The organism is Streptomyces sp. NBC_01016 (assembly GCF_026341035.1).
Classification (GTDB): domain Bacteria; phylum Actinomycetota; class Actinomycetes; order Streptomycetales; family Streptomycetaceae; genus Streptomyces.
Genome location: NZ_JAPEOQ010000001.1, coordinates 2,791,996 through 2,818,225, shown reverse-complemented (window position 1 = coordinate 2,818,225; position 26,230 = coordinate 2,791,996). Strand labels below are relative to the sequence as shown.

The following is a 26,230-nucleotide window of genomic DNA, read 5'->3' as shown; positions in this document are numbered from 1 at the left end:
AGGTTGAACCTCGCAAACAACGAATTTCATCGATCCGGGCTTGCGAAACGGATGAGTCCTCGTGCACAGTGAGGCCGTGGCCAGTCGTAGCGCAGACCCCAAGGGACCCAGTTCGAGGAACGGCAGCAATCCGCCGCTCGACTCCGTCTCCCTCGCCATCATCGAACAGCTTCAGGAGGACGGCAGGCGTCCGTACGCCGCCATAGGAAAGGCCGTGGGCCTGTCCGAGGCGGCCGTGCGCCAGCGCGTCCAGAAGCTCCTCGATCAGGGCGTGATGCAGATCGTCGCCGTCACCGACCCGCTCACCGTGGGCTTCAGGCGGCAGGCGATGGTCGGCATCAACGTCGAGGGCGACCTGGATCCCGTGGCGGACGCGCTCACCGACATGCCGGAGTGCGAGTACGTCGTGATGACCGCGGGCTCGTTCGACCTGATGGTGGAGATCGTCTGCGAGGACGACGACCACCTTCTGGAGGTCATCAACCGACGCATCCGGGCCCTCCCCGGAGTGCGCTCCACCGAGAGCTTCGTTTACCTGAAGCTCAAGAAGCAGACCTATATGTGGGGAACCCGATAGCCGTGAGCAAGGACCTCAGCCGAACCGCGTACGACCACCTGTGGATGCACTTCACCCGCATGTCGTCGTACGAGAACGCGCCCGTTCCCACCATCGTGCGTGGCGAGGGCACCTACATCTACGACGACAAGGGCCAGAAGTACCTGGACGGCCTCTCCGGCCTGTTCGTGGTCCAGGCAGGTCACGGCCGTCAGGAGCTCGCCGAGGTCGCCGCCAAGCAGGCGGCCGAGCTGGCGTTCTTCCCGATCTGGTCGTACGCCCACCCCAAGGCCGTGGAGCTGGCCGAGCGCCTGGCCCACTACGCGCCGGGCGACCTCAACAAGGTCTTCTTCACCACCGGTGGCGGCGAGGCCGTCGAGACCGCGTGGAAGCTGGCGAAGCAGTACCACAAGCTCAACGGCAACCACACGAAGTACAAGGTCATCTCGCGCGCGGTCGCCTACCACGGCACCCCGCAGGGCGCCCTGTCCATCACGGGTCTGCCGGCCCTCAAGGCCCCCTTCGAGCCGCTCGTCCCGGGCGCGCACAAGGTGCCGAACACGAACATCTACCGCGCCCCGATCCACGGCGACGACCCGGAGGCCTTCGGCCGCTGGGCCGCCGACCAGATCGAGCAGGAGATCCAGTTCGAGGGCCCGGAGACGGTCGCGGCCGTCTTCCTCGAGCCGGTGCAGAACGCCGGTGGCTGCTTCCCGCCGCCGCCCGGCTACTTCCAGCGCGTGCGCGAGATCTGCGACAAGTACGACGTGCTGCTCGTCTCCGACGAGGTCATCTGCGCCTTCGGCCGCCTCGGCACGATGTTCGCCTGTGACAAGTTCGGCTACATCCCGGACATCATCACCTGCGCCAAGGGCATGACGTCCGGCTACTCCCCGATCGGTGCGGCCATCGTCTCCGACCGGATCGCCGAGCCGTTCTACAAGGGCGACAACACGTTCCTGCACGGCTACACGTTCGGTGGCCACCCGGTCTCCGCCGCCGTGGGTCTCGCGAACCTGGACATCTTCGAGCGCGAGGGCCTCAACCAGCACGTGCTGGACAACGAGGCGAACTTCCTCAACACGCTGCAGAAGCTGAACGACCTGCCGATCGTCGGCGACGTCCGCGGCAACGGCTTCTTCTACGGCATCGAGCTCGTGAAGGACAAGGCCACCAAGGAGACCTTCACGGACGAGGAGTCCGAGCGGATCCTGTACGGCTACGTGTCGAAGAAGCTCTTCGAGTACGGCCTGTACTGCCGCGCCGACGACCGTGGCGACCCGGTCATCCAGCTCTCCCCGCCGCTGGTCTCCGACCAGTCCACCTTCGACGAGATCGAAGGGATCATCCGACAGGTCCTCACGGAGGCCTGGGAGAAGATCTGATCCAGGCCTGAGCCGGGACCTGGTCCCGGCCCGGTCCAAGGTCTGAGCCAGCGCGGCCACGGAACGCCAACTGGCTTGATAAACGGCCCGGTTGCACCCATCCGAGTGAGATGGGAGGCAACCGGGCCGTGCCCTTCTCCGGCCCGCGTCCGCGCGTCCTTACGGTGCCCAGTGACCGATCGGCCCCGCCTTCGTTCCCCCGATAGGGGGAAGGCAACTGATCAGAACCGAGGTGTACGTCATGGTGGCCCCGCCGGACAACGACGTGCTGTGGGCGCGTGCCCTGCACTTTGCGCACAGCGGATCGGACAGCGGCTCCCCCGCGCTCACCGGTGTCTCGCTCGGTGTCCGCGAGGGCGAGATCCTCGCCGTCACCGGGCCGCGCGGCAGCGGGAAGACGACGCTGCTGCGCTGCCTCTCCGGTCAGCTCCTGCCGCAGCAGGGCGAGGTGTGGTTCAACAGCACGCCCGTGCACACGATGGGCCCGCTGGTCCGCGAGCGGCTGCGCCGCGACCGGTTCGGCTGGATCGACCCCGAGCCGGTCCTCGTGCCCGAGCTGAATGTGTGGGAGAACGCCGCCCTGCCGCTGATGCTGCGCGGCACCCCCCGGCGCCCCGCCAAGACCGCCGCCCACGAGTGGCTCGACCGGCTCGACGTCGGCCGCCTCGCCCGCAAGCGCCCGCACGCCCTGTCCGTGGCCGAGCGCCAGCGCGTCTCCATCGCCCGCGCCCTCGCGCACGCCCCGCACGTGGTGTTCGCCGACGAGCCGACCGCGACCCTGCACCGCGCCGACAGCGCCCACATCATGCGCACCCTCACCGCCGCGGCCCGCTCGCACGACATCACGGTCGTCCTCGCCACCCACGACTCCGCGGTGGGCGCGCTCGCCGACCGCACGGAGTCGCTGCTCGACGGGCGCCGCGTGCACACCGTGCCGCTGCCCGAGAAGGCCCCCGAAGCGGAAGGCCGGGCCGCGTGCTCGCTCTCCGTCTAGCGCGCGGCGCGCACCCCCTGGTCCAGCTGCGCAGACTCCTGGTCGCCGCCGCATCGGCCGGCACCGGCTTTCTGCTCCTGTGCACGCTCGGCCACGCGCTCGGGCACCCGGAGACCGCGGCCAACTCCCTGCTGCGCCTCGCCTGGTGCGCGCTGCCGATCGCCGCGACGGTGTACTTCGCGGTCGCCGTTGCCCGCTCCGACCCCGGCACGCAGCCGCGCGCCGGCCTGTCCGCCGTGGGCCTCGGCCCGGCCCGCCTCACCCTGCTCGCCGCGATCTCCACGGCGATCGCCTGCACGCTCGGCTCGATGCTGGCGCTGCTGTTCTTCCTGCATCTGCGGGGCGACCTCTCCGGCCTTCCGTTCGACGGCGCGGCCAGCGGACTGCTCGCCGCCGACCGGCCCCTTCCGCTCGCCGCCACGCTCACCCTGCTGACCTGGGTGCCGCTCGCGGCGTCCGCGGCGAGCGCCCTCGCGCTGCGCCCTCAGCTCGCCCGGCCCGTCAGGGGCACCGAGGAACCCCATGAGCCGGCGGCCGCTCCGACCGGACTGCCGTGGGGCTTCGCGCTGCTCGCCGCGGGCCTGGCCGTGGAGACGTACGCGGCGAGCGCGCGCGGCGCCGCGGGCTCCCGGCTGCCCGGCGGCCTCACCGGCAGCCCCACCGGCGTGCTCGCCGGGTGGACGCTGACCGCGCTCGGCCTGGCGCTCGCCGGTCCCGGGCTCACGTATCTGTGCGGGCGCGCGCTGCAGTCCGTACGCCCCTCGGCGGTGCGGCTGCTCGCGGGCCGGGTGCTCCAGGAGGAGGCGCGACGCGTCGGCCGTCCGCTCGGCGTGGTCTGCGCGGTGGCGTCGGGGGCGTACGCGGCGGCCACGGTGTACGGCGAGCGCGAGGGGTCGGCGGCCGGCGTCGGGCCGCTGGCGACGCTCGGCGCGGTGCTGGTCGTGGGCTGCGCCGTGGCGACGCTGGTGACCGCGTCCTTCGAGGCCCGCCAGGCGCGGCGGCACACGACGCAGGCGCTGCTGCGGATCGGCGCGCCCGCCACGGCGCTGCGCGGGGCGGTGGCGCTCAGGGCCTGCGCCCTGCTGGTCGTGTTCGGGCCGCTGACCTGGCTCGTCGCGGAACTTTCGGCGGCACCGCTGACGGCGCGATGAGTTTTGACGACACTGGCCGTCTACATGTTCGTACGCACCACACCACCTCACTTCTCCGAGAAGGCGACGGACACATCATGAGCGAGTACCAGCAGATGATCTTCGTGAACCTGGCCGTGAACGACGTGGCGGCGTCCACCAAGTTCTTCACGGAGCTGGGGTACGAGCGCAACGCCCAGTTCTCGGACGACTCCACCAGCTCCATCGTGATCAGCGAGCACATCGTGATCATGCTGCTCACGAAGGAGAAGTACGCGGGCTTCACCAAGAAGACGATCATCGACTCCACGAAGAACAGCGAGACGCTGCTGGCCCTGAGCGCCGAGAGCCGGGGATCGGTCGACGAGCTCGTCGACCGGGCGATCGCCGCGGGCGGCACCGAGACCGGCGAGAAGCAGGACCACGGCTTCATGTACGGGCGGGCCTTCGACGACATCGACGGGCACACCTTCGAGGTCATGTGGATGGACCCGTCGGTCGTCGAGGGCTGACCAACGCCCGGGCGCCCGCCCGTGTTTAGCATGGGCGGGTGCCGACTCCAGATCATTCCCCCGAACCGTCCGTGCCTGCCACCACCTCCGACCGCGAGATCGAGACGCTCGCGGAGTTCGACGAGGTGGTGGCCGCGCGCGACACGCTGGCCGGGCACCGGGTGCAGGCCGTCGACCTGACGGACCGTACGACGCGGCTCCTCGCCACCGATGTCGAGGGCGCCATATTCCTCGGCTGCCCGATGGACGAGCGGGCCGCAGCCGAGGTCAGGGCGCGCGGCGCGCTGGTCTTCCCGCCGGTCCCCGGCCTCCCCTTCGACCCCTACCGCGGCCGCCTCTACGCCCCCGCCGAGCTCTTCGAGGGCCTGTCCTCCGAGGGCGGCTACGCGGCCACTCCCGACGCCCGCGCGTACGAATGGTTCCAGCGCACCAAGACCGACGGCGACGTGTTCGCGTCGATGCTGCGCGCCGTGCACGACGACTCGGTCTCCGACGCGCTCGACGAACTCCTCGTCGGGGCCCGGGTGGTGGGCGTCATGGGCGGTCACGCGATGGCGCGCGGCACGGAGGCGTACGCGGGCGCCGCACGGCTCGGCCGGACGCTGGCCCGCGCGGGCCTCACGGTGGCGACGGGCGGCGGCCCCGGGGCGATGGAGGCCGCGAACCTGGGCGCGTACGCGGCGCCGTTCGCCGACCCGATGCTCGACGACGCGCTCCAACTCCTCGCCAAGTCACCTTCGTTCACCCCGTCGATCACCGACTGGGCGGACGCGGCCTTCGCCGTGCGGGAGCGCTGGCCGGGCGGCGGCCCTTCCGTGGGCATCCCCACCTGGTTCTACGGGCACGAGCCGCCGAACGCGTTCGCGGAGCACATCGCCAAGTACTTCGCCAACGCCACGCGCGAGGACGGCCTGCTGGCCCGCTCCAACGCGGGCGTGATCTTCCTGCCGGGCGCGGCGGGCACGGTGCAGGAGATCTTCGACAACGCGACGCCCAACTACTACGAGTCCCGCGGCGAACCGACCCCGATGGTCCTGGTCGACCGCGCCCACTGGACCGAACGCCTTCCCACCTGGCCGCTGTTGCAGGCGCTCGCCCGCGAGCGGTCCATGGAGGACCGGATCGCGCTGGTGGACACGGCCGATGAGGCGGGCGAGGCGATCGAACGGCTCGGTCGGTCACTCGGTCAAGCGCCGGTCAAGAGTGACCGGTGAGGACCTCAAGGCATTGACGCTGCGTCACGGTCACCGATAAACCATCGGTGACCGTGGGGGTGTTGAGCTTCGAGGTGCGTTCGCACCGTGCCGCGCCCCTCTCTCCCAGCACATGTGAAGGACAGCTGTGTCCGTAGCCCCCCGCATATCTCCGCGCATCTCCTCCAGAGCGGCCCGCTTCGCCGGCGTGGCCGCCGCCGCGACGGCCCTGACGCTCGGCGTCGCAGGCACCGCTTCGGCGTGCGACATCAGCGAGTTCACCGCCAAGGCCGGCTGCGACGGCCAGCAGGGCGTCATCACCGTCACCGACGTGGACACCTCCGGCACCCCGGCGACAGTCACCGTCTTCCGTACGTCCGGCGGCTCCGAGGCGCAGGTCGGCTCCCAGGTCGTGAAGGGCGCCAAGGAAGGTGCCACGATCACCTTCAAGGAGGCCTGGAAGCCGGGCGCGACCTACCGCGTCCACGTGAAGACCGACCGGTTCAACGTCGACAAGGACATCCCCGGCGGCGTCACCGCCCCGGCCACGGCGTGCGCCACCGAGAAGCCGTCGACGCCTCCGACGTCCGCGGCGCCCAGCACCTCGGCCCCGGCCGAGAAGCCGACCCCGTCCACGAGTGCCCCGGCGGCGGCCCCCGCCCCGAGCAACTCGGCCTCCCCCGCGGGTGATTCGAACCTCGCCGAGACCGGCTCCAGCAGCAACACCCCGATGATCGCGGGCATCGCGGCCCTCCTGGTCGTCGCGGGCGGCGGCGTGGTCTTCGCACTGCGCCGCAAGGGCTCCACGCAGAAGTAGTCGCCGGGTGGGCGCCGTCCGTAGACGACGCCCACCTTCGCGCTCGGCGGTGGCATACGGGTGGGCTACGTCGACGGCGAAGTGACCGGGTGTGCGGACGGCGAAGTGGCCCGGTGTGCCGGACACCCCTCCTCGGCACGCCGTCGGGCCGTTTCCCCGCTCATCTCCCACCCACCCGCCCCCTCCGGGGGCTTCGGCCCGGGCGGGGTGCCCCACCCGCTGCGGCCAACCGCCCCCGCCTCGCACAATCCGCCGCCAACCACGGCTCCCCACCCCGACCGGTCGACGCCACCCCCGCCTTGGGCGACCTCCCCCAGCCACGGCTCCCCACCCTTGGCGGTCGACGCCAACCGCCTTGGGTAACGCCCACCACGGCTCCCCACCCGCTGCAGTCGACCGCACGCACCTTTGGGCGATCCGCCGCAAGCACGGCTCCCCACCCTTGGCGGTCGACGCCACCCCGCCTTGGGCAATCCGCCGTCAGCACGGCTCCCCACCCACTGCGGTCAGCCGCCACCGCCTTGGGCAATCTGCCGCCTTGGCCGGCAGGGTGGGCAAGGCGGCACCCCGGTGCAGCGCAACGAGAACGACAGGCGCCGACCACGGCACGGTGAAACCCCGGTGCCGCGTAACGCTGGGGACGGCGTCGGCCACGACTAGGTGGCGGTCCCCGGTGCCGCGCAACAAGAACGTCAGGCGCCAGCCCCGGCCCAGCCCCAAAACCCCGGCACCACGCCACCACCCGGCCCCGTCAGGAACCCCCCAGCACCACAATCTCCGCCGCGTCGAACGCGACCCCGACCTCGTCCCCCGGCTCCGGCGCCTCCCGAAGCGCGCAGGCCGCCTCCAGGCGAGGCGCATCCCCCGGCTGCAGGTGCAGCGCAACGTGCGTACCGCGGAAGGTGCGCCCGGTGACGGCGCAGGTCAACTGGGCTTCGGCGGCAGGGACGAGCCGTACGCCCGCAGGCCGCACGAGAAGCCGGCAGACCCCCTGCTCCGCCCCCTCCGGCACCGGAACCTTGCCCCAGGGCGTGTCCGCCACCGCCCCGGTCACCGTCGCCTCCACGACGTTGTCGAACCCGAGGAACCGCGCCACGAACTCGTCCGCCGGCTGCTGCCACACCTCAAGAGGCGTACCGGTCTGGGCGATCCGCCCGTCCCGCATCACCACGACCCGGTCGGCGAGCGCGAAGGCCTCACCCTGGTCGTGCGTGACGGCGAGCACGGTCGTCCCCAACTCACCGAAAAGTTCCCGCAGTTCAACGACAAGGCGCTCACGCAACGAACGGTCCAGCTGCCCGAGCGGCTCGTCCAGCATCAGCAACCGCGGCCGCGGCGCAAGCGCCCGCGCGAGAGCGACCCGCTGCTGCTCCCCACCGGACAACGCACCGACCGGCCGCCGCTCGGCGCCAGGCAGCCCGACAAGCCCCAGCAACTCCCGTACACGTTCCGCCTGTTCACCCTTGCCGGCCCCATGCATCCGAAGCCCGAAGGCGACGTTCCGCCCCACGTCACGCTGCGGGAACAGCTGGTGGTCCTGGAACATCAGGCCGACGCCCCGCTTGTGCGCAGGCACCCCCGCCTGGTCGGCGCCGCCGAGCAACACCCGCCCGCCATCCAAGGGTTGGAGCCCCGCGACGGCCCGCAGCAGCGTCGACTTACCACTGCCGCTCGGCCCCAGCACGCACACGATCTCGTGCTCGGCGACCTCCAGGTCCACGTCGTCGAGCACGGCGCGCCCACCGAACCGTACGGTCGCGTCGTCCAACTCCAGCAGCGACATCAGAACTCCCCGGTCGAGGCCTTCGCGGGCCGAATCCGTTCAAGGACGAGCAACGAGGCCGCGCACACGACCATCAGCACCGTCGAAAGGGCCATCGCCTGCCCGTAGTTGAGGTCACCGGCCCGCCCGAGCAGCCGGGCCACGGCGACCGGCAGCGTCGGATTGTCGGGCCGCGCGATGAACACGGTCGCCCCGAACTCACCGAGCGACACGGCGAACGCGAACCCGGCCGCGACCAGCAGCGCCCGCCGCACCATCGGCAGATCGACCTCCCGCCAGGCCCGCAGCGGCGAGGCCCCGAGCACGGCGGCGGCCTCCCGGAGCCGCCCGTCGACGGCCCGCAGCACCGGCAGCATCGTCCGCACCACGAACGGCACCCCGACCAGCGCCTGCGCGAGCGGCACCAGGATCCACGTGGACCGCAGGTCGAGCGGCGGCTTGTCGAGCGTGATCAGGAACCCGAACCCGACGGTCACCGCCGACACCCCCAGCGGCAGCATCAACAACGCGTCGAACCCGCGCACGAGCCGCCCCGCACGGCGGGTCAGAGCAGCCGCCGCCAGCCCGCCGATCACCACGGCAATAGCAGTCGCGGCGAGCGCGTACTCCAGCGAATTCCAGATCGCGTCGATCGGCGGTACGAGGAAGGTCCCGCCGTCGGCGTCGGTGAGCGCCCGGTAGTACCCGAACCCGTACCCGCCCGGAGCGTCGAGCGAGCGCTCGACGAGCACCCCGAGCGGCAGCACGATCAGCAGCGCGACGGACACCAACACGCCACCCAGCAACGCCCATTGCCCGGCCCCGCGCGGCCTGCGCGACGTATGCGCGGCGTCCACGAGCCGCAGCGCGCTCTCCCGCCGCCGCACGGTCCACGCGTGCACACCGAGAATCAGCCCGACGGCCAGGAACTGCACGATGGTCAGCACAGCGGCGGTCGACAGATCGAAAATCTGCGCCGTCTGCCGATAGATCTCGACCTCAAGAGTCGAGAACCCGGGTCCGCCCAGAATCTGCACGACACCAAAAGACGTGAACGTAAACAGAAACACCATCAACGAGGCAGCGGCGACAGCAGGCCCGAGCGCCGGCAGCGTCACCTTCCGCCACGCCGCGAACCGCGAGGCGCCGAGCATCCGCGCGGCCTCCTCCTGCCGAGGATCGAGCTGCGCCCAAAGCCCGCCAACAGTCCGTACGACAACGGCGTAATTGAAGAAGACATGCGCCAGCAGAATCGCCCACACCGTCGTATCGAGCCGGACGCCCCACAGCTCGTCGAGCAGCCCGCCATTCCCGACAAGCGCGAGAAACGCGGTGCCCACAACGACGGTCGGCAGCACGAACGGCACGGTGACGACGGCCCGCAGCACCTGTTTGCCGGGGAACTCGAACCGGGCGAAGACATACGCCCCCGGCAGCGCGATCAGCAGCGTGAGCGCGGTCGACGCGAGCGCCTGCCACACCGTGAACCACAGCACGTGCCGGATGTCGGACTGCCCGAGCACATCCAGGATCCGCCCGAACTGCCAGACCCCGTCGACGTGCAGCCCACGCTCGACGATCGCGACGACCGGATAGGCGAAGAACAGCCCGAAGAACACGACGGGCAGAACCATGAGCCCAAGCCGCGCCGCGTTCCCCTTGGGTGCCTTGACGACTACTTCAGTACGAGCGACGTCCACGACTTCACCCAGTCGTCCCGATTGTCCGCGATCTTGCGCGGGCTCATCGTCTCGGGATCGTCGATCTTCACCGCGTACTTGGTGTAGTCGGCGGGCGCGGTGGCGTTCCCCGTCACGGGGTCGACGAACATGTTGAGCGGCATGTCCTCCTGGAACTTCTTGGAGACCAGGAAGTCGAGCAGCGCCTTGCCGCCCTTCTCGTTCTTCGCCCCGTTCAGCAGCCCCGCGAACTCCACCTGCTGGAAGCAGGTCCCCTTGGCGACGCCGACCGGGGAGGTCTTCGGCTGCGGATCGGCGAACACGGCCTCGGCGGGCGGCGAGGACGCGTACGACACGACGAGCGGCCGGTCACCGCCGGCCTTCTTCCCGCCGGCGCTCCCGCTGAACTCCTCGTTGTAGGCCTGATCCCAGCCGTCGACGACCTTGAGCCCGTTGGCCTTCAACTTCTTCCAGTACGGCTGCCAGCCGTCGTCGCCGTACTTGGCGGCGGACCCGAGCAGAAAGCCGAGACCGGGCGACGACGTGGACGCGTTCTCCGTGACCAGGAGGTTCTTGTAGGCCGGCTTGGTGAGGTCGGCGAAGGACGACGGCGGCGCGAGATCGTGCTTCTCGAAATAAGCCTTGTCGTAATTGACACAGAGAGACCCGGTATCAACAGGAGTAACCCGGTCCTTCCCCTTGTCGAGCCGATACCGCCCCTCCACCTCATCAAGCCCCTTGGCCTTGTACGAGGAGAAGATCCCATTGTCGAGCGCCCGCGAGAGCAGAGTGTTGTCGACGCCGAAGAAGACGTCTCCCTGCGGATTGTCCTTGGACAGAATCGCCTTGTTGACGGCCTCGCCGGCGTCCCCGTCCTTGAGGACCTTGACCTTGTAGCCGGAGCTCTTCTCGAAGTCCTTCAGCACGCCCTTCGAGACGGCCCACGAATCGTGACTCACGAGGGTCACGGTCCTGGAGTCACCGCCGGCACCGGAGCCACCGCCGGACGCCCCGCAAGCGGACAACGCGACGAGCCCGAGCCCCACGACCACGGCGACATACGCGCTGGTTGCCGACTTCTTCTTACTCACTACTTCATTCCTCCTGGAGGTGACCAGGAGAAGACGCGGCCCTGCCCGGAGCCTTCTGGCAACAACGGCCAGGGCTCCGGGCAGGGCGCAACAGCTTGAGTGGTGTCCGAACTTCCTACCCGGAATGACCCGGGCAAGGTCCAGAGGGTCTGCGGCCGGTTGCCGCACTCTCAGCGCTGTGGCGCTCCCCTGTCGGAAATGCAGATGTAGTTGTCGTGCTTACGACAGCCAGGCTACCGCTCGGTCGCCGCCAGCTGTCCACAGGCTCCGTCGATCTCCTGGCCACGGGTGTCCCGGATGGTGACCGGCACGCCGTGCGCGGCGATGGCGTCGACGAAGGCCTTCTCGTCCTCGGGCCGCGAAGCGGTCCACTTCGACCCCGGGGTCGGATTCAGCGGAATCAGATTCACATGCACCGGCTTCCCCTTGAGCATCCGCCCGAGCCGGTCACCGCGCCACGCCTGGTCATTGATGTCCCGGATGAGCGCGTACTCGATCGACAGCCGGCGCCCGGACTTCGCGGAGTACTCGAACCCGGCGTCGAGCACCTCGCGCACGTTCCACCGCGTGTTGACGGGTACGAGGGTGTCGCGCAGCTCGTCGTCAGGAGCGTGCAGCGAGATCGCGAGCCGGCACTTCAGCCCCTCATCGGTGAACCGGTTGATGGCGGGCACCAGCCCGACCGTCGACACGGTGATCCCGCGCTGGCTGAGCCCGACGCCGTCCGGCTCCGGGTCGGTGAGCGCGCGGATGGCCTGGATGACCCGCTTGTAGTTGGCGAGCGGCTCGCCCATGCCCATGAACACGATGTTGCTGAGCCGCGCGGGCCCGCCGGGAATCTCCCCGTCCCGCAGCGCGCGCATCCCGTCGACAATCTGATGCACGATCTCACCGGTCGACAGATTCCGGTCGAGGCCGGCCTGCCCGGTGGCACAGAACGGGCAGTTCATCCCGCACCCGGCCTGCGACGAGATGCACATCGTCACCCGGTCCGGATACCGCATCAGCACGGACTCGACGAGCGTCCCGTCGAACAGCTTCCACAACGTCTTGCGCGTCGTTTCGTTGTCGGTCGACAGATGCCGCACGACGGTCATCAGCTCCGGCAGCAACGCTTCCCGCAGCTTCTCGCGCGACCCCGCGGGGATGTCGGTCCACTCCGCGGGATCGTGCGCGTACCGCGCGAAGTAGTGCTGCGAGAGCTGCTTGGCGCGAAACGGCTTCTCACCGATCGCAGCAACAGCTTCCTTCCGCTCAGCAGGCGAAAGATCAGCAAGGTGCCGCGGCGGCTTCTTGGCTCCGCGGGGGGCGACGAACGTCAGTTCTCCGGGCTTAGGCATAGCTCATCCAGTGTCGCAGACGAACGGCTGTGACCTGGCGCCGTTGCCTGGGACCCCTGTCACTGGTGGTCGCTGTTGGTCGCCGTTGAGCGTCCTCGGACGGCCCAGGGACGGCCCGAAAGTCTGGGCTCCCCCGTGCTCTGACCAGCTAGCATCGCGGCCAGCACAGGGCATGGGGGACACTGTGGCACTCAACCGCAAGGGCTCGCGACGCATCGTCGTCGACGGCACGACTTACCGCTGGCGCCTGCGAGGCCGGCCGACGTACGACCAGGCCCTCTGCGCCAGGCCGTGCACGTACGCAGTGCAGCACGCAGACGCCCCCGGCACGACCCTCGTCGTCACCACGAACCAGCCTCACGCCAGCAAATGGTTCGGAGCGCCGAGTGCTGCCGTCCTCCCCAGCGACGTGAGGGCCGCCATCACATTGGCCCTCACCCAGGGCTGGGATCCGATACGCCCCGGCCCACCGTTCCATCTGGACCTGTCCGACGGATTCGACCTTCTCCGGGCCTGACACCGCGGCCCCTCTGCCCCGTCGTCCCGAACCGCAAGGGCCCTACACCGACGGCGGGAGACCGCTCCCGTTCCTCGCTTGCCACCGCGCTGCCCCGGTCTCTTCCTGGGGAGCACGCATCCACCCCGCGTTCCGCCTCGAACCTTGCCGCGCTCAGCCGCGCCTGCGCCATGCGCACCTCAGTGAGAGTCGACCGGAATCTCGTAAACGATCTCGCAGAGGGCGGCGGGCACGACGATGTCGGCTGTCTCCGCGGGCCGCCCCTGGTCGCTGTAGTACGTGCGCCGGATGTGCGTGACGAGCGCACTCTTCTGGATTCCCAACAGCGACGCCTCGTCGGCGGTGGCCTGTCGCGGCTCCGGCTGCTCGACGGCATGACTGACGACGACGCCAATCGCGGCCATGCGGTTCACGACGCCCGCCCCGGCGTGCGGACCACCTTCCGGGAGGACGACGAGCGTGCCACTGGTGAGGTCGTACGGCTCCCAGCTCGTCGACAACTGCACGGGCCTGCCGTCAGCAAGGAACTCGTAGTCGGTCCGAACACACAGATCACCCTCGGCGATGCCCAGCCGCCCGGCAATCTCGGCGGGCGCCGGCACCTTGGCCTCGGTCCGACTCTCCCAGTCGCCTTGCTTGCCGACGGCCCGCATGTCTGCTCGGAACGGAGACCCGTCGGGCTGCTCGCGCGCCGATGACCGCACAACGCGAACGCGCTGGCGAGGTTCGGCGACATACGTCCCGGATCCGGCGTGCCCCTCCAACACCCCCTGGGAGATCAGGAGTTCCTGCGCGCGGCGCACGACGTTCTCGCCGACGCCGCACTCCTGGGCGATCTGGGCTCGCGAGGGAAGCCGGTCGCCCGGCGTCCACTCATGCTCCGCGACTCGACGTCGCAGCACGTCAGCGATGCGGAGATAGGGCGGTTGCTCAGACATATGGAAAACCTAGTCCACTAGCTCTAACCTAGTTAACTAGCCTTACGGAGAGTGATTGATGGGTGACGGGGGTTGAGCTGTGGCGACTTCGGATGCGAACGCCGAAGCCATCGCTGCACGCCTGACCTCCCTCGGCCTGAGCCCGCGCCTGGAACAGCACGCCCGCCACGTGTCGATCGAAGCGGAGGTCCCGGACTCGCTCCCTGTCGAGGCATGGCAGGAGTCCCTGGAAGCAGTGGCGGAAGCCGACCGGTTCGGCCTCCTGGCCAACAGCTTGAACGGCCGCACGTTATGGGCCGCCGTACGCAAAGGAACCCCCGCGACGGGCGACGTCCGGGGGTCTGACCATCAGCGATAGGAGCTGATCGGCATGTCCAACCGTAGCCACCACCGCACCGCAGCGGAGGCCTCCTGATGCCACCGCACCGACGTCTCGGTGTCACACAGGGGGAGCCCACTCCCTACCGATCGAACGCGTGCCGTATCGGCACTCACAGGGGATGCGCGCTCCCGGCCCCCGCTACACCTCCACCCGGAGTCCCCGTGGTCTACGAGGCATGCACCTGCCTCTGCCACTCGACGGCAACCCGGGAGAGCACGTCGGAGAGGCCCCGGTGAACGAGATGGCGACCGGGACCGCGCTCTCCCGCCGCCAGACCATCGCCGACGACCTGCACAACCAGATCACGACCGGCCGACTCAAAGGAGGCGACCGCCTCCCTTCCGAGACGAGCCTGGCGTCCCACTACCAAGTCAGCACGCCGACGCTCCGGAGCGCTCTCGCCCTCCTCCAGGCCGAAGGCCTCATCGAGAAGATCCACGGCAAGGGCAACTTCGTCCGCCACCCACTCCGCAGGATCACGTACATCGGTGGCGGCCGAACCTGCGCCGAAACCGCCGGAGCCACGCCTCAACTGCACGTCACAGTGCACACCACCCAACTCCAGGCACAGGGAAACCTCCTCGCCCTGCTGGAAGTACCGGCCGGCACCCGCCTGACCGAGTTCCTCTGCATTCGCCACGAGGGAAAGTCACCGCACAGCCTGGCCCGCGTCTACATCCCTGGCGACTCGGCACCACGGCTCACTGCCTGCGACTTCCCGCCGTGCTCCTACGCAGAGGTCGAGGCCCGACTGACAGCCCACCGTCCGCCTTCGACAGAGATCCGCGAGCGAGTAACTGCTCGGCTCCCAACGCCAGAAGAAGCAGTGACGCTACGCATCAGCCCAACCCTGTCGATCCTCGCCATTAGCCGCTTGGCAGTCGACAGCACCGGCCACGTCGTAGAGGCGGCCCTCCTGGCACTGCCCGGCGACCGGGCGGACGCGTACTTCATCACCCACCCCACGATCGAGAAACAGAGGAGGGAAGGATGACGTCCCCCCACGAACTACGCCTTCTCCCATGGTCCAGCCCGGATGGCAAGCCCTGCTACCTGGACACGGACAACGCAGACAGCCACCTCTCCCGCCTGGCCGACAACACCGAGGCCGTACAGCTCGGCATGGCGACCGACTTGTTGGAACACGCCCTGGATGTACTCGCAGAGAAGAAGGTCGCCCCAGACGACCTACGCCACCTGGCAACTGACCTGGCCGGAGCCCTACACGCGACGCTCCGAGTATCGGTAAGCCGCGGCAACCGCCTGTCCCTTCCAGAACCGTCTTAGGGCACCGAGATAAAAGAGTATCCTCATCGCCAACTCACCGTCGAATACACAAGAATTGAAGATAACTAAAGTATGAGACTTTTCGCGCGTCTACCAAAAGCCGAGTGCTTGCCTCATTCAATCTGTGCATCTCTGCTGCGTTCACTCGAATATCTGCAAGTCGTAGATTCAGCTTAGCGATCTGGGCCTGCAGGATATCCAGCTCTTCCTGATGACGGTCAGCGAGGCGGGTACGAGCAGCCCTGAGATCCCGCCTCGCCGTGTTTCGCTTCTGCTCCATCGCTTGTTCGACCGAATCCTTTTGGCCCTGAATATCGTCAAGTCTCTGTTTGAACACGCGCTCGATCTGTGCATTCTGCTCTACGGAGAGCACCACAGGGCACGAGGTTCGCGCCTCTTCTTCACATCGCTGACGCCATGCATGCAGAGCATTTGCCTTCGTCGGCCCGATCCCACGAACCTTTACCGTTCGCCCATCAGATGTTACGAGCAGCGCGCCCGCGCCACTCTTAGCGCGCTGGACTCCAACGATGTCTGCCGCCGAATGAAGGTTCAGTTGAGCGAGCGCACCTACGTGCTTCGCCGTGATTCCGGATATACGAGCCTCTCTAAGCAGATACGACGGCAACCTCTCCGTCACCCAGGGCTGCTGAAGGGGGCGCAGAACCTCAGCAACAGAGCCCTCCTTCTCGGCTCTCACCATGCGCAGATTTTCGTCTACCTGCGACACCGATAGTTTTCTCTCAGATTCTATGAGCGCGAAATCTCGATGCAGCTGAACCGTAAGCTCATGATTCTTTTCAGCATACTCCTCTATCTTAGTTTCCTTCTCGTCGACTAGCTGATCAAGCTCTTCGCGGAACGGCACATAACCGGCCGATGCATCTTTCGCCAGAGAAATGAGTTGATTCAAACTCCTCTGACTATTACGAATCGCCTCTACTTCAGGCCGCCTAGCGCGAACCAAAACCGACAGGGCAGCAAAAAGCAACAGAAGGACCGCCATACCAGGAATCACAGCACCCAGATCGAGAAAGCCAGTCCCACGCGTTACTACAGGGGTAATGATGGTGAAGGCACCAAGCAAGCACAGGAAGAACTCTTTACGCCCCCACGCCTGGAACCCCTCTACAAAGAAATCTTGCTGTCCAGAATCACGCGCAAGATGTGTTTCGAGCCAGGCAGGCCTACCCGGCTGAACGTTGCCATCGGGGTTTGACGGAGAATCGACGAGACCGTGAAGACCCGGAGCCATTTCAACAGGGAGAGATTTCAGGTCAAGTCTTGGTACTTCGTCAAACCGCTCCCCGCATAAGCACGCGAGCCGCTCCATGAAAGTTCTTACGATTGGATTTGAATGACGCAGCAGCCCTGGAAAACGTGCCGACCCGGTCGGATCCGAGAAGTCATCCTCAGCAAGCAGCAAATAGTCACCATCTGGATCATGCATTTGTGGCCAAAGCGCGGGGTCCGCAGCCACGGCGGAAAGCGCCGTATAGATCACCCAAGATGAGAAATTGTCAACATTGGGGCCGAAGTCGTCGAGGGTCCGGCATGGGGACTGATAATTCCGATGTCCGATTTCGGTGCCTCGTTGTCCCGCCAGCGATGGCACGAACAGGCCGTCATAGTCCACCAACCTCATGGTGCGATCCGGAGCCACCAACAGATTTCCATGCTGAAGGTCTCCGTGGGCCATGTTATTCCGATACAGATCTTTTACAATCTCGGCAAAGTTGCGAGCCACCTCGGCGACGGCTTCCTGGTCCTCGTAGTGAGCATCTAGCCAATGCGAAAGCTGTATGCCATCTACCCATCGCATCCTGAGGATGGGGTACCGAGAGCCTTCCACGAGGATCCCCTCAGGGATATACTCAAAGTCAATTTTCCAGGGCTGCGAAAGGGAGTTTCCGTCAACTCGCGCAAGGTGCTCGCTGATCTTTTCATACCTGCGTTCCTGCCCCCTCACCTCTCTGGTGAAGCACTTAACCGCCGTACGTTGCAGCCCGTCAGCGCCGATAAGCGAGAAAACGGTTGCCGAGCTCCCAGAGATAGGCTTCGGTACGCCGATAGAATTTAGTACAGGCTTGGCATCCTTAAGATCGGCCCGCTCGAAGCAAAGTCGAGTATTTTGCAGAGCTGTGGAGTATTGAGCCCCGGTAGGCATTTTTCGAGCTTCGCGCTCATTGGGTGGATCGAAATGAGAGCCAGTCACCGGATCACTCCGAAATGCGAATGCATATGAGGGTAATATCGTCGTTCCGGAGTCTGCCGTTGTCTATCATCGAGGATATCCAAGACTCGAATGCCGGCCTGTTTTTAGCATGGCTGAATATTCTCATCTTTTCTAGCGATTCTTCCATTTGGCCAGAATTCGCATTTTCAATGACGGACACAAACCAGGCTGCGAGAGAGTCCGTCATCAAAAAGAACTCATCGCCACGCACGAAGGATCCTCGATCGAAATAGGTGCGCTCACACACGAGATCGAGATCGGCTTTACTACCCAAGAGTTCGGGACTGATCCCAAAATCTGCAGAGGACTGGACGGGAAATTTATCGATAACACTCTGGCTTCTAATGTGGAAGAGGCACGAATCACCCAAAGCCGCCGCATGCCAAAAACCTTCTGAAGCTTCTTCGAAATGCACAGCTAGCAGCGTAGCGAATGCCCCGGACGCCAATTTTGCCTCTTCATACCAACGCAATGGGCGGCCCTCAGATACACGCTGCCTGACGTAGCTGGAAACCCAGCTGTCCCAGCGCCCCATAACGCTCCCAATGAAATGGCGGAAACTATCCCCTGGCCCCGCGAAGCCGTCCGGAATGCAATGAGCATTTTCGACAGCATGCCAGCTGACCATTCTCGCCCATTTCTTCGCAAACATACTTTCAGTTGCGCCGTCGGAAATGGCTACGGCAACGGATCCGAGGTGATGCCCTCCGAAAGAGGTGGCATAGTCTATGCGGAAAGAGTCCTCGCACTCTTCCTCACTACTCCCCTTCTTGGGAACTAACGTAGCTTGTACCGTAATGGGAAGAGAGTTCATCGCAAATCCGTTGCACGCGTACCAATATCGAGAAACTGAACCACGGCGCTAATGTCTGCATTGTAGACAAACCCGCGAGTTTCATCGCTGACTCGATGTCCTAGAGATGCTGCGTAAGAACGCATATGTCCTGGAAGCGGACTCGACATGCCAAAAAGAAGACGTGAGTACGAGTTTGGTAGCGCTTTGTCAGATCGTGGAAACGTTACTGGCTGACCGCCAGCAGCTGACACATGAAGGTTGAAAAGGAGGGGTGAGCCATCGGCAGTAGTGTGGGTGCAGATTCCGCTGCCTGCCTCAGCGGGGTCGCCATCTGTGGACTGGCCATCTGTGAGGTTCAGAACAATCGGAGGGAATCCCCCTGGGTGTTCTTCAACCCACGTCGCTACCAAATTATTAGCGTACCGCAACGCGCGATTCATGGGTGTTCCTCCGTGCGCAACCGGCTCCATCCACACCGGAAAGCTTGCAGTAGTGTCCACGAGACCACCCGCTCCATCAGGAACCTTCTTGATGCGCTGATCCACTCTTGCCGGATTGTCTGCAATAAGCGACAGGGGGATGAGGTCACGTTCGGCAAGTTTGCCGCTGAAGGCGGGGCCTACCGATTCACCGTACCCAATGACCGAAACCTGGAAGTAATCGCGGACGCCTGACTCCTTGGCACACTTGATGGTCAGCTCATAAAGAAGTCGATTAATTGCGTCAGCGACCACCTCTGCCTTAGGCTGCGGGATATCGCCGCCAATCGCACTCGCCATAGACCCCGAACGGTCCACTAGGAAAATGATGCAGGCAGGGTTACTACGGCTAATTTCTGCGGTGTATGCCATCTCGGCCTCCTGGACATTACGATTCGGGTTGAGTCCAGGCTGCGCCGTGCCGACTGGCCCCCCGTCAGGACTTGCTAGCCTAGTGCCACAGCGGGTGTATGGCAGGCTGTTGAGCTGAACTCAGGGGCGAGGGAGTAAGGCTGAGCGCTGCGGCTCCGCCGAGAGTCGGTAACGCCACATTGCGCCGGCAGTTGTGACCAGGGACGTAGCACCGGTCACCCTGAAACTGGCCCCGCCGACGGCTCGAACCCCATAAGTGGAATTCAATATTCCGGAGCGGTAAGGCACTCTGAGCTAGCCAGGTCGGAGCAAGGAGGGGCATGTCCGCGGAAGAGATCAGTGCTGAGAGTGGTGCCAGCAGACGCCTGGCTAGATCCCTCAAGCGGCAGGTAGCAGAGGCGGAGGCGGAACTGCTTGCGCGCCGTCGAACGAACCGTTGGTTTCGATTTTGCCTGGCTGTGGTGGCGGCCGCTGTCCTCTCCGCTGGGCTACTTTCGGCGGCCGCCTGGGGCAACCCAATCGTTGAGAAGCTGATCCTTGTTTGCAGCGTCTTAGTAGCAGCTTTTGGTGGAATATCGATATTCATCAAGGTGTGGGTTCGACGGAGAGGCCTACCCTCCCTTGAGGAGGTAGAATCTACACTCGAGAGAATTAGAGATGACCTGCGCTGGACAGAGGCAAGCAATAGCGTTTCGAGTCAGGTTAGCCAGAGCCTTTACAGAGCAGATGTAGCCGCACATATTGCGCAGTACCAAGAAGAGAGCGACAAGTACCGAAAGATACACAATAGGCTTCAGTCCGTGATCATTGTCGGGTCGCTTGGCACAACTACTGTGGCTGCCTTGCAGTCAGGAGAGATGACGCTTGAGCAATGGCTCACGGTTGGTTTGAGTCTTGCTGTCGGTCTTGCTGCAGGGTTTATGGGATACTTCAAATTTCGTGAGCGCAGCTTCTATCTCCAGCAGACCGCAGACCTGATTGAACAAGAGGTCAACGCGATGACGTTGGGTATTGCAGATTACTCGGGCCTGAACCGTCAGGAATCTCTCGCACGCCTCGTTGAGCGAGTGGAAGTGTTTCGGAATGAACAGCGGCGGCGGCAACAACAACTGGACCAGCCGGTGGAAGAACAGGTTGCTGGATCTGCTGAATGGAGTCGCTCTTCAACAGGGCCAGCTTGATTCGATCCGAGCATCTCAGGCTCCACCGAGCGAGGGGTGTCTCCATTTGTCCTGCGCTATGGCCGAGGCACAGCCGTTCTGCCTGCCCTCCTACCCGGCTCCCATCCCGTCCGCCGTCGACCCACACGCAGTGGAGCGGGCGTGGCCCCTGGTGTCCAGGTGGAGCGCGCCACTGTACGAACGACCTGGACACCAGGGGCCACGCCTGCTCGGCTTTGCCTGGGTCGACGGTGGACGGGATGGAAGCCCTCGCAACCACCCACGGACCCGCACTCGGCAGCGTTTCCCCCGGCTCCCGGTGCCGGCCGATCCCCCGCCGGAGGCACCGTCTTTGATCGTGAGGCGAGCCGTGCGGATACCCGCCTCATCACCCCGGCATCAACCACGTGGGCGCGCGTCGGCGCAGCGCCCGTAGCGCGGGCCGAAGGCATGAGCGCGAAGGGCAGCGGAGCCGGGAAGCGCGCCCGGCGGAGCGGAGCGCAGCCGGTCTTGATGAAGTAGGGAAAGTTCTATCGCGCTGGCGTCAGTCGCTTGCCGTCATGGCTTCGGACATGCGGGCCTGCCCCGTCCAGGGCATCCAGGAGCCGGATCGAGTAGACCTCGGACATGTACTCGCTGACCTCGTCGGGCGTCAGCCACTCCACGGCCGTGGACTCGTCCGACGTGCGCTCCTCACCGCCCGCGGGCTTGCAGCGGAACACCAGAGCCACGATGCCTCGGGTCGTGTTCTTGTAGACGCCGGTCAGCTCGTCCACCTCGACGTGGATGCCGGTCTCTTCCCAGACCTCGCGGCGTACGCCCGCCTCCGGGGTCTCTTCGAGTTCGAGCACGCCGCCGGGCAGCTCCCACGTTCCGTTGTCCGCTCGGCGGATGGCCAGGAGTCGGCCGTCGTCGCGGATCACCACTCCGGCTACGGACACGGAGTGCAGTGGCGTTGACTGGCCTTCCTTGGCGCTGTTACTTATGTACAGGAGCATAGGAGGAAGAAAAGGACTATGGGAACTGCAGTGGGAGAGGGGAGGTCCGTCCCTCAGTACGTGCGGATCGCTGAGGATCTGGTTCAGCAGATCAGGGCTGGCGTCCTCAAGCCGGGTGAGCTGGTGCCGAGTGAGTCGGAGCTGGTCGAGCGCTACGGCGTTTCGGGCGGCACGATCCGTAAGGCGATGGTCGAGGTCCGGGCCAGTGGGCTCGTGGAGACCCGGCACGGCAAGGGCTCGATGGTGAAGGACCGGCCGCCGGTACGGCTGCGCTCCTCCGATCGCTTCCGGCGCTCGCACCGCCAGGGCGGCAAGGCCGCCTACCTCGCCGAGTCCGCGCAGTCCGGCGCCACGGCGAAGGTCAGCGTGCTCTACATCGGTCCGATGGAGGCCCCGGAGGATGCTGCCGAACGTCTCGGCGTTCCGGCCGGCACCCAGGTCCTCGCTCGCCGACGGCTCTACTTCCGCAATGGCACCCCGGTCGAGACGGCTTCCTCGTACCTCCCGTGGGACGTTGTGAAGGACATCCCCGAGCTGTTCGCCGAGAACCCCGGCGGTGGCGGCATCTACGCCCGGCTCGAAGACCACGGGCACGAGTTCGCGGAGTTCGTCGAGACGCTGCAAGGGCGTCCGGCCTCCAAGGCGGAGGCGTCCGAACTGGCGCTGAGCCCCGGCTCGCCGGTGATCCATCTGATTCTTGAGGCGCGTACGACCGAGGGTCGCGTGGTCGAGGTGTGCGACACCCTCATGGCCGCTGACCAGTTCGTTTTCGAGTACCGGATCCCGGCAGCCGACTGAGGCGTCGTGCCGGAGCCGCGAACGTATCGATCTGTGACGAGTAGCGGATTCGTTCACTACGAGGCGGAGCGGGTGTTTTTCTTGGGGCATGAATACGGAGCACGCGGACCCGGCCGAACTGGCCGCCCTTCGTGCCGCTTTCGCGGCCACCAACAGCGCATCCGCCCTGGGCTGGGATGCCGTCCGTGCCTTCGAGGCCGAGCACGGCGTCCTCTTGCCCGAGCCGTACCGCACCTTCGTCGCGGAGATCGCCGACGGGTCGCCCCTGGGCCCTCCCAAGGAGGGGCTGCTTTCCCTCGGTGCCATGTCCGAGCGTACGGAACCAGGCCTCCTGGCCCGGCCCTTCCCTCTGACCGAGGAATGGCTCGGCGAGTGGGACGACGGTGTCGACTCCGACGACGAGCTGTACTGGGAGCGCCTCGACGACATCACCTTCGACGGATCCCTTTACCTGGGCACCGAAGGCTGCGGCATGGATTGGCACCTGATCGTCTCCGGCACGCATCGCGGCGCGGTATGGATGCTCGACGGCGAGTCGGCCATACCGTTCGGAGGGGAGCGAGGCCAGATGCCCGGCCCTTCGGGCTTCGCGGGCTGGGTCACCCACTGGGCGGCGGATCGCCCCTGGTTCCCCGACCTGGAGGAGGTGGTGGACCTGTGACGAGCGCTGTCCGCCCGGACGCCACCGTCGGCCGGTCTCAACTCCATGACGACCGGGATCGAGCACCCTTCTCAGTGGCCTACGGATCGCCGGTTCTGACCAAGCATCCCTGACACACGCTCAACTCATCGCGGCCCGTCGTGACTTTCTCGTCGCGGCGGGTTGACTCATGTATAGGAGTGTTGCACTCTTCTTCATGCCACTCATGTACATGAGTGACGGAGTCCAGCCCCTACATAGGAGTGATCTCTGTGCGTCAGATCCCCGTCGACACCACCGCCGCCACCGTGATGGTCGCCAAGACCCCGCAGGTCAAGGTCAAGGACCGCAAGACCGGTGAGGTCGCCCTGGACGTCGAGACCGGCGGCAAGCTGATGACCGTGGACGTGATGTTCGCGGCCAACGACCAGGTGGAGATCCTGTCCGTCACCGTCCCCGAGACCGGCGTCTCCGAGGAGCTGACGATGGGTACGCCCGTCGCGCTCACCGGCCTGATCGCCCGCCCGTGGGAGAACGAGTTCAACGGGCAGAAGCGGCACGGCATCGCCTTCCGCGCCGTCGCCGTCACCTCGCTCGCCGCCAACACGACGACGGCCAAGGCGGCCTGATCATGGGCGAGTTCATCGTCATCGTGCTCGTGGTGGTTGCCGTCGCCGCAGGTGTTCTGCGGTGGCGGCGCCCCGCCTGGTACTGGGTCTGCTTCGGCGCCGTGCTCGCGTCGCTGCGGCTCCTGGTCCGCTACGCCTCCGTGATGGAGGCCTGCGGGCTCACGGTCCCGCCCTCGCGCTGGCGCCTCGCACTCGCCCGACTGGCCAACCGGCCGCTTCCCGAGTCCCGTTCGCCGCGCATCCTGCGGCTGCGGCCCACCCGGACCGGCCTCGTCCTGCGGCTCAAGCTCCGCCCCGGCCAGGACGCCTTCGACTTCTCCGCCGCCACCGACCGGCTGCGCCACTCCTTCGGGATGCAGGGCGTCGCCTCCCGTGAACTTCGGGCCGGTGTTGTCGAGTTGCGCATGACCGGCTACGACGTGCTCAAGCGGGTGCAAATGCCTGCGCCCAGCACCGCCGCCGGTTCGTCGCCGCTACGTGTCCCGGTCGCGCTGCGCGAGGACGGCTCGGTCCACTACCGCGATTACCGGGCCGTTCCGCACGGTCTGACCCTCGGCGCCACCGAGTCCGGCAAGTCCGTCTACCAGCGCAACCTCGTGTGCGGCCTGGCCCCGCTCGACGTCGCCCTGGTCGGCATCGACTGCAAGCAGGGCGTCGAACTCTTCCCGCTCGCCCGCCGGTTCTCCGCGCTCGCCGACGACCCGGACACCGCGCTCGAACTCCTCGACGCGCTCGTCGACCACATGCAGGAGGTCTACCAGCTCATCCGCGCCGAACAGCGCATCAGCATCGGCGTCCCGGACGCGGAGATCGCCGCCGACATCTGGGACCTGCCCGCCGACCTGCGCCCGACCCCGGTCGTCGTCCTGGTCGACGAGGTCGCCGAACTCGCCCTGTACGCCACCAAGGACGAGGAGAAGCGCCGCGACCGCATCGTCACCGCCCTCGTCCGCCTCGCCCAGCTCGGCCGCGCGGCCGGCATCTACCTGGAATCTGCGGGCAGCGCTTCGGCTCCGAACTCGGCAAGGGCATCACGATGCTCCGCGCCCAGCTCACCGGCCGTACCGCCCACCGCGTCAACGACGAGACCAGCGCCAACATGGCCTTCGGCGACATCTCCCCGGACGCCGTACTCGCCGCCATCCAGATCTCACCCGACACCCCCGGCATCGCCGTCGCCGGTGACTCGACCGGCGGCTGGGCCCGCATCCGCGCCCCGCACACCTCGCTGCGCGCCGCCGTGAACCTCTGCAACGCCCATGCCGACCGGACCCCGGACCTGCCCGCGCTCGCCGCCTTCCGGCCCACGGTGCCCGCGCCCGCCCGGTCCTCCGTGTCACTCACCAAGGCCGCCACCGTCACGGCCTGACTCCCCCTCGCTCCACGGTCGGCGCGACCGCCCCGCGCCACGTCCCTACCCCGCCCATGCCCAAAACAGGAGGCCAACCCATGGACGCCAACGAGGACTTCGCCCGCACCGCCGCCCTCCTCGGCGCACTCGACCTGTACGAGCGCCGCTACGAGACCGACGCCGCGTTCGTCGAGGTCATCGCCCCCGCGCTCGCCCTGTCCCTGCCGATCGGGGTCCTGCCGCCCATGCCGTACGACGGCGGCGACGACGCCACGGAGGGCTGACCGGTGACGGCCCGCACCGCGCTTCGCCCGGACGCCGTCCTCGTCCAGGCCGTCATCGCCGGAGCCCTCTCCTTCGCCCACCTCCACGACCTGGCCGCCGCTGCCGGACAAGACGGCTGGAAGGCCTGGGCCTACCCGGTGAGCGTCGACCTGCTCCTGGTCGCCGCCTGGCGTCGGCTTCGTAGCGACCGGCGCTCCCGGCTCGCCTGGACCTGGTTCGCCGTCGCGCTGTTCGCCTCGCTCGGCGCCAACGTCGCCACCGCCGGACTCCTCGACGTCGAGCACCCGCCCGCCTGGCTCCGGATCGGCGTCGCCGGATGGCCCGCGATCGCCTTCCTCGGCGGCACGCTCCTGGCCCATACGGCCACGGCCGCGCCCGTTGAAGTCGAGCGGGAGACGGTTCGGCCGGCACCCGAACCCGAGCCGGAAATCGAGCAGCCGACGCCCCCGACCCCGGAGCCCGTAGAACCTCCGGCCGCCGAGGAAACCCCGGAGCTCCCGGCCACCGCCACCGAGCCCGCACCCCCGGCACCCGCCGAACCGGCCCCCGCCGTCCCGGCCGCCCTCGTCGCCCACGCCCGCAAGGTCGCCGACGCCCACCAGGCCCGCACCGGCAACGCCATCGACCCCGACACCCTGCGCTCCCGCCTCGGCGTCCCGCCCCAGCTGGCCGACGCCATCGCCGCCCAACTCACCTGATCCACAAGGGAGGTCGACATGACCAGCAACCCCGCCGACCTGACCGCCGCCGACTACCTCGACGCCGCCCGCGAAATGGCCGCCACCGGCCGCCCGTACCTCGCTTACCTGCTCGCCGACACCGCCGCCGAGCAGACCGCCGACCCGGCCGTCGCCCAGAGCATCCGCGCCCAGTACCCCGAGCCCACCCACCGAGAGGACTGAC

At 66.8% G+C, this 26,230-nt stretch carries 25 protein-coding genes and 1 pseudogene; 17 read left to right on the top strand and 9 right to left on the bottom strand.

What is annotated here, in order from left to right; translation table 11 throughout:
• The first annotated feature begins 61 nt into the window (after positions 1 to 61).
• From OG746_RS13200 to OG746_RS13170, 7 genes are all read left to right on the top strand, one after another.
• The gene (locus OG746_RS13200) at positions 62 to 577 is read left to right on the top strand and encodes an Lrp/AsnC family transcriptional regulator (RefSeq protein WP_266714722.1); all 516 of its coding nucleotides are present in this window, start codon (positions 62 to 64) and stop codon (positions 575 to 577) included.
• Positions 562 to 1,941 (top strand): aspartate aminotransferase family protein, encoded by a 1,380-nt coding sequence (locus tag OG746_RS13195; protein WP_266714720.1) that lies wholly within the window; start codon positions 562 to 564, stop codon positions 1,939 to 1,941. Before OG746_RS13200 ends, OG746_RS13195 begins: the two co-directional genes overlap by 16 nt.
• A 241-nt stretch (positions 1,942 to 2,182) precedes the next feature.
• Entirely contained in the window at positions 2,183 to 2,935 is a 753-nt protein-coding gene (locus tag OG746_RS13190) for an ABC transporter ATP-binding protein (RefSeq protein WP_266714718.1), read from the top strand.
• The gene (locus tag OG746_RS13185) at positions 2,917 to 4,086 is read left to right on the top strand and encodes a hypothetical protein (RefSeq protein ID WP_266714716.1); all 1,170 of its coding nucleotides are present in this window, start codon (positions 2,917 to 2,919) and stop codon (positions 4,084 to 4,086) included. The genes OG746_RS13190 and OG746_RS13185 overlap by 19 nt, the downstream gene beginning before the upstream one ends.
• 77 nt (positions 4,087 to 4,163) lie before the next feature.
• The gene (locus tag OG746_RS13180) at positions 4,164 to 4,577 is read left to right on the top strand and encodes a VOC family protein (protein WP_266714714.1); all 414 of its coding nucleotides are present in this window, start codon (positions 4,164 to 4,166) and stop codon (positions 4,575 to 4,577) included.
• Positions 4,578 to 4,648: 71 nt separating this feature from the next.
• On the top strand, positions 4,649 to 5,791 hold the full coding sequence (locus tag OG746_RS13175) for an LOG family protein (protein ID WP_266714712.1): 1,143 nt from the start codon (positions 4,649 to 4,651) through the stop codon (positions 5,789 to 5,791).
• 127 nt (positions 5,792 to 5,918) lie between these two features.
• On the top strand, positions 5,919 to 6,587 hold the full coding sequence (locus tag OG746_RS13170) for an LAETG motif-containing sortase-dependent surface protein (protein ID WP_266714710.1): 669 nt from the start codon (positions 5,919 to 5,921) through the stop codon (positions 6,585 to 6,587).
• Between the two features lie 751 nt (positions 6,588 to 7,338).
• Here the strand turns inward: OG746_RS13170 and OG746_RS13165 are convergent.
• From OG746_RS13165 to OG746_RS13140, 5 genes are all read right to left on the bottom strand, one after another.
• Positions 7,339 to 8,370, bottom strand: coding sequence for an ABC transporter ATP-binding protein (locus OG746_RS13165; RefSeq protein ID WP_266714708.1), 1,032 nt, complete (start codon positions 8,368 to 8,370; stop codon positions 7,339 to 7,341).
• Positions 8,370 to 10,049: an ABC transporter permease gene (locus OG746_RS13160; protein WP_524540405.1), complete on the bottom strand. Its 1,680-nt coding sequence runs from the start codon at positions 10,047 to 10,049 to the stop codon at positions 8,370 to 8,372. The genes OG746_RS13165 and OG746_RS13160 overlap by 1 nt, the downstream gene beginning before the upstream one ends.
• Positions 10,025 to 11,119: a thiamine ABC transporter substrate-binding protein gene (locus OG746_RS13155; RefSeq protein ID WP_266714704.1), complete on the bottom strand. Its 1,095-nt coding sequence runs from the start codon at positions 11,117 to 11,119 to the stop codon at positions 10,025 to 10,027. The genes OG746_RS13160 and OG746_RS13155 overlap by 25 nt, the downstream gene beginning before the upstream one ends.
• Positions 11,120 to 11,352: 233 nt before the next feature.
• Positions 11,353 to 12,459, bottom strand: coding sequence for a dual-specificity RNA methyltransferase RlmN (gene rlmN, locus OG746_RS13150; protein WP_266714702.1), 1,107 nt, complete (start codon positions 12,457 to 12,459; stop codon positions 11,353 to 11,355).
• Positions 12,460 to 13,155: 696 nt separating this feature from the next.
• Complete coding sequence (locus tag OG746_RS13140) at positions 13,156 to 13,914, bottom strand: GntR family transcriptional regulator (RefSeq protein WP_266714698.1); 759 nt, start codon at positions 13,912 to 13,914, stop codon at positions 13,156 to 13,158.
• 79 nt (positions 13,915 to 13,993) lie between these two features.
• Between OG746_RS13140 and OG746_RS13135 the strand changes: the two genes are divergently transcribed.
• On the top strand, positions 13,994 to 14,272 hold the full coding sequence (locus tag OG746_RS13135) for a hypothetical protein (protein ID WP_266714696.1): 279 nt from the start codon (positions 13,994 to 13,996) through the stop codon (positions 14,270 to 14,272).
• 265 nt (positions 14,273 to 14,537) lie between these two features.
• Positions 14,538 to 15,290, top strand: coding sequence for a GntR family transcriptional regulator (locus OG746_RS13130; RefSeq protein ID WP_266714694.1), 753 nt, complete (start codon positions 14,538 to 14,540; stop codon positions 15,288 to 15,290).
• A gap of 327 nt (positions 15,291 to 15,617) precedes the next feature.
• On the opposite strand, the gene OG746_RS13120 is transcribed toward OG746_RS13130, so the two are convergent.
• Genes OG746_RS13120 through OG746_RS13110 form a run of 3 tightly spaced genes read right to left on the bottom strand, consistent with a single transcriptional unit; the run spans position 15,618 to position 19,466 of the window.
• A complete protein-coding gene (locus OG746_RS13120; RefSeq protein WP_266714690.1) occupies positions 15,618 to 17,798 on the bottom strand; it encodes an AarF/UbiB family protein in 2,181 nt (726 codons plus the stop codon).
• Positions 17,799 to 17,802: 4 nt separating this feature from the next.
• Positions 17,803 to 18,633, bottom strand: a complete 831-nt coding sequence (locus OG746_RS13115; RefSeq protein ID WP_266714688.1) for a hypothetical protein — start codon at positions 18,631 to 18,633, stop codon at positions 17,803 to 17,805.
• Positions 18,630 to 19,466 carry a vWA domain-containing protein gene (locus tag OG746_RS13110; RefSeq protein WP_266714686.1) on the bottom strand — a complete coding sequence of 279 codons (837 nt, stop codon included), beginning with the start codon at positions 19,464 to 19,466 and terminating at the stop codon, positions 18,630 to 18,632. Before OG746_RS13110 ends, OG746_RS13115 begins: the two co-directional genes overlap by 4 nt.
• A 320-nt stretch (positions 19,467 to 19,786) precedes the next feature.
• Here OG746_RS13110 and OG746_RS13105 point away from each other — a divergent pair, with 320 nt between their 5' ends.
• The gene (locus tag OG746_RS13105) at positions 19,787 to 20,647 is read left to right on the top strand and encodes a DUF4231 domain-containing protein (RefSeq protein ID WP_266714684.1); all 861 of its coding nucleotides are present in this window, start codon (positions 19,787 to 19,789) and stop codon (positions 20,645 to 20,647) included.
• A 509-nt stretch (positions 20,648 to 21,156) separates the two neighbouring features.
• Here the strand turns inward: OG746_RS13105 and OG746_RS13100 are convergent.
• Positions 21,157 to 21,624 (bottom strand): NUDIX hydrolase, encoded by a 468-nt coding sequence (locus OG746_RS13100; RefSeq protein ID WP_266714682.1) that lies wholly within the window; start codon positions 21,622 to 21,624, stop codon positions 21,157 to 21,159.
• An 18-nt stretch (positions 21,625 to 21,642) separates the two neighbouring features.
• On the opposite strand from OG746_RS13100, the gene OG746_RS13095 reads away from it, so the two are divergent.
• The 7 genes and pseudogenes from OG746_RS13095 to OG746_RS13065 all read left to right on the top strand — a co-directional run bounded on the left by OG746_RS13095 (position 21,643) and on the right by OG746_RS13065 (position 26,229).
• On the top strand, positions 21,643 to 22,422 hold the full coding sequence (locus tag OG746_RS13095) for a GntR family transcriptional regulator (protein WP_266714680.1): 780 nt from the start codon (positions 21,643 to 21,645) through the stop codon (positions 22,420 to 22,422).
• An 88-nt stretch (positions 22,423 to 22,510) separates the two neighbouring features.
• Positions 22,511 to 23,083: an SMI1/KNR4 family protein gene (locus tag OG746_RS13090; protein ID WP_266714678.1), complete on the top strand. Its 573-nt coding sequence runs from the start codon at positions 22,511 to 22,513 to the stop codon at positions 23,081 to 23,083.
• A 251-nt stretch (positions 23,084 to 23,334) separates the two neighbouring features.
• Entirely contained in the window at positions 23,335 to 23,691 is a 357-nt protein-coding gene (locus OG746_RS13085) for an SCO3933 family regulatory protein (RefSeq protein ID WP_266714676.1), read from the top strand.
• 2 nt (positions 23,692 to 23,693) lie between these two features.
• Positions 23,694 to 25,060, top strand: a pseudogene (locus OG746_RS13080) (FtsK/SpoIIIE domain-containing protein).
• Positions 25,061 to 25,140: 80 nt separating this feature from the next.
• Positions 25,141 to 25,326, top strand: a complete 186-nt coding sequence (locus OG746_RS13075) for a hypothetical protein (RefSeq protein ID WP_266714674.1) — start codon at positions 25,141 to 25,143, stop codon at positions 25,324 to 25,326.
• A gap of 3 nt (positions 25,327 to 25,329) precedes the next feature.
• Complete coding sequence (locus OG746_RS13070; protein WP_266714672.1) at positions 25,330 to 26,025, top strand: DUF2637 domain-containing protein; 696 nt, start codon at positions 25,330 to 25,332, stop codon at positions 26,023 to 26,025.
• 18 nt (positions 26,026 to 26,043) lie between these two features.
• On the top strand, positions 26,044 to 26,229 hold the full coding sequence (locus OG746_RS13065; protein ID WP_266714670.1) for a hypothetical protein: 186 nt from the start codon (positions 26,044 to 26,046) through the stop codon (positions 26,227 to 26,229).
• Position 26,230 lies beyond the last annotated feature (1 nt).

Bases quoted from the DNA above. Each gene is read 5' to 3' on its own strand.
- OG746_RS13190 (WP_266714718.1), top strand. From the start codon at position 2,183: ATGGTGGCCCCGCCGGACAACGACGTGCTGTGGGCGCGTGCCCTGCAC.
- OG746_RS13180 (WP_266714714.1), top strand. From the start codon at position 4,164: ATGAGCGAGTACCAGCAGATGATCTTCGTGAACCTGGCCGTGAACGAC.
- OG746_RS13165 (WP_266714708.1), bottom strand. From the start codon at position 8,370: ATGTCGCTGCTGGAGTTGGACGACGCGACCGTACGGTTCGGTGGGCGC.
- rlmN (WP_266714702.1), bottom strand. From the start codon at position 12,459: ATGCCTAAGCCCGGAGAACTGACGTTCGTCGCCCCCCGCGGAGCCAAG.
- OG746_RS13140 (WP_266714698.1), bottom strand. From the start codon at position 13,914: ATGTCTGAGCAACCGCCCTATCTCCGCATCGCTGACGTGCTGCGACGT.
- OG746_RS13130 (WP_266714694.1), top strand. From the start codon at position 14,538: ATGGCGACCGGGACCGCGCTCTCCCGCCGCCAGACCATCGCCGACGAC.
- OG746_RS13115 (WP_266714688.1), bottom strand. From the start codon at position 18,633: ATGAACTCTCTTCCCATTACGGTACAAGCTACGTTAGTTCCCAAGAAG.
- OG746_RS13110 (WP_266714686.1), bottom strand. From the start codon at position 19,466: ATGGCATACACCGCAGAAATTAGCCGTAGTAACCCTGCCTGCATCATT.
- OG746_RS13105 (WP_266714684.1), top strand. From the start codon at position 19,787: ATGTCCGCGGAAGAGATCAGTGCTGAGAGTGGTGCCAGCAGACGCCTG.
- OG746_RS13100 (WP_266714682.1), bottom strand. From the start codon at position 21,624: ATGCTCCTGTACATAAGTAACAGCGCCAAGGAAGGCCAGTCAACGCCA.
- OG746_RS13095 (WP_266714680.1), top strand. From the start codon at position 21,643: ATGGGAACTGCAGTGGGAGAGGGGAGGTCCGTCCCTCAGTACGTGCGG.
- OG746_RS13090 (WP_266714678.1), top strand. From the start codon at position 22,511: ATGAATACGGAGCACGCGGACCCGGCCGAACTGGCCGCCCTTCGTGCC.
- OG746_RS13075 (WP_266714674.1), top strand. From the start codon at position 25,141: ATGGACGCCAACGAGGACTTCGCCCGCACCGCCGCCCTCCTCGGCGCA.
- OG746_RS13065 (WP_266714670.1), top strand. From the start codon at position 26,044: ATGACCAGCAACCCCGCCGACCTGACCGCCGCCGACTACCTCGACGCC.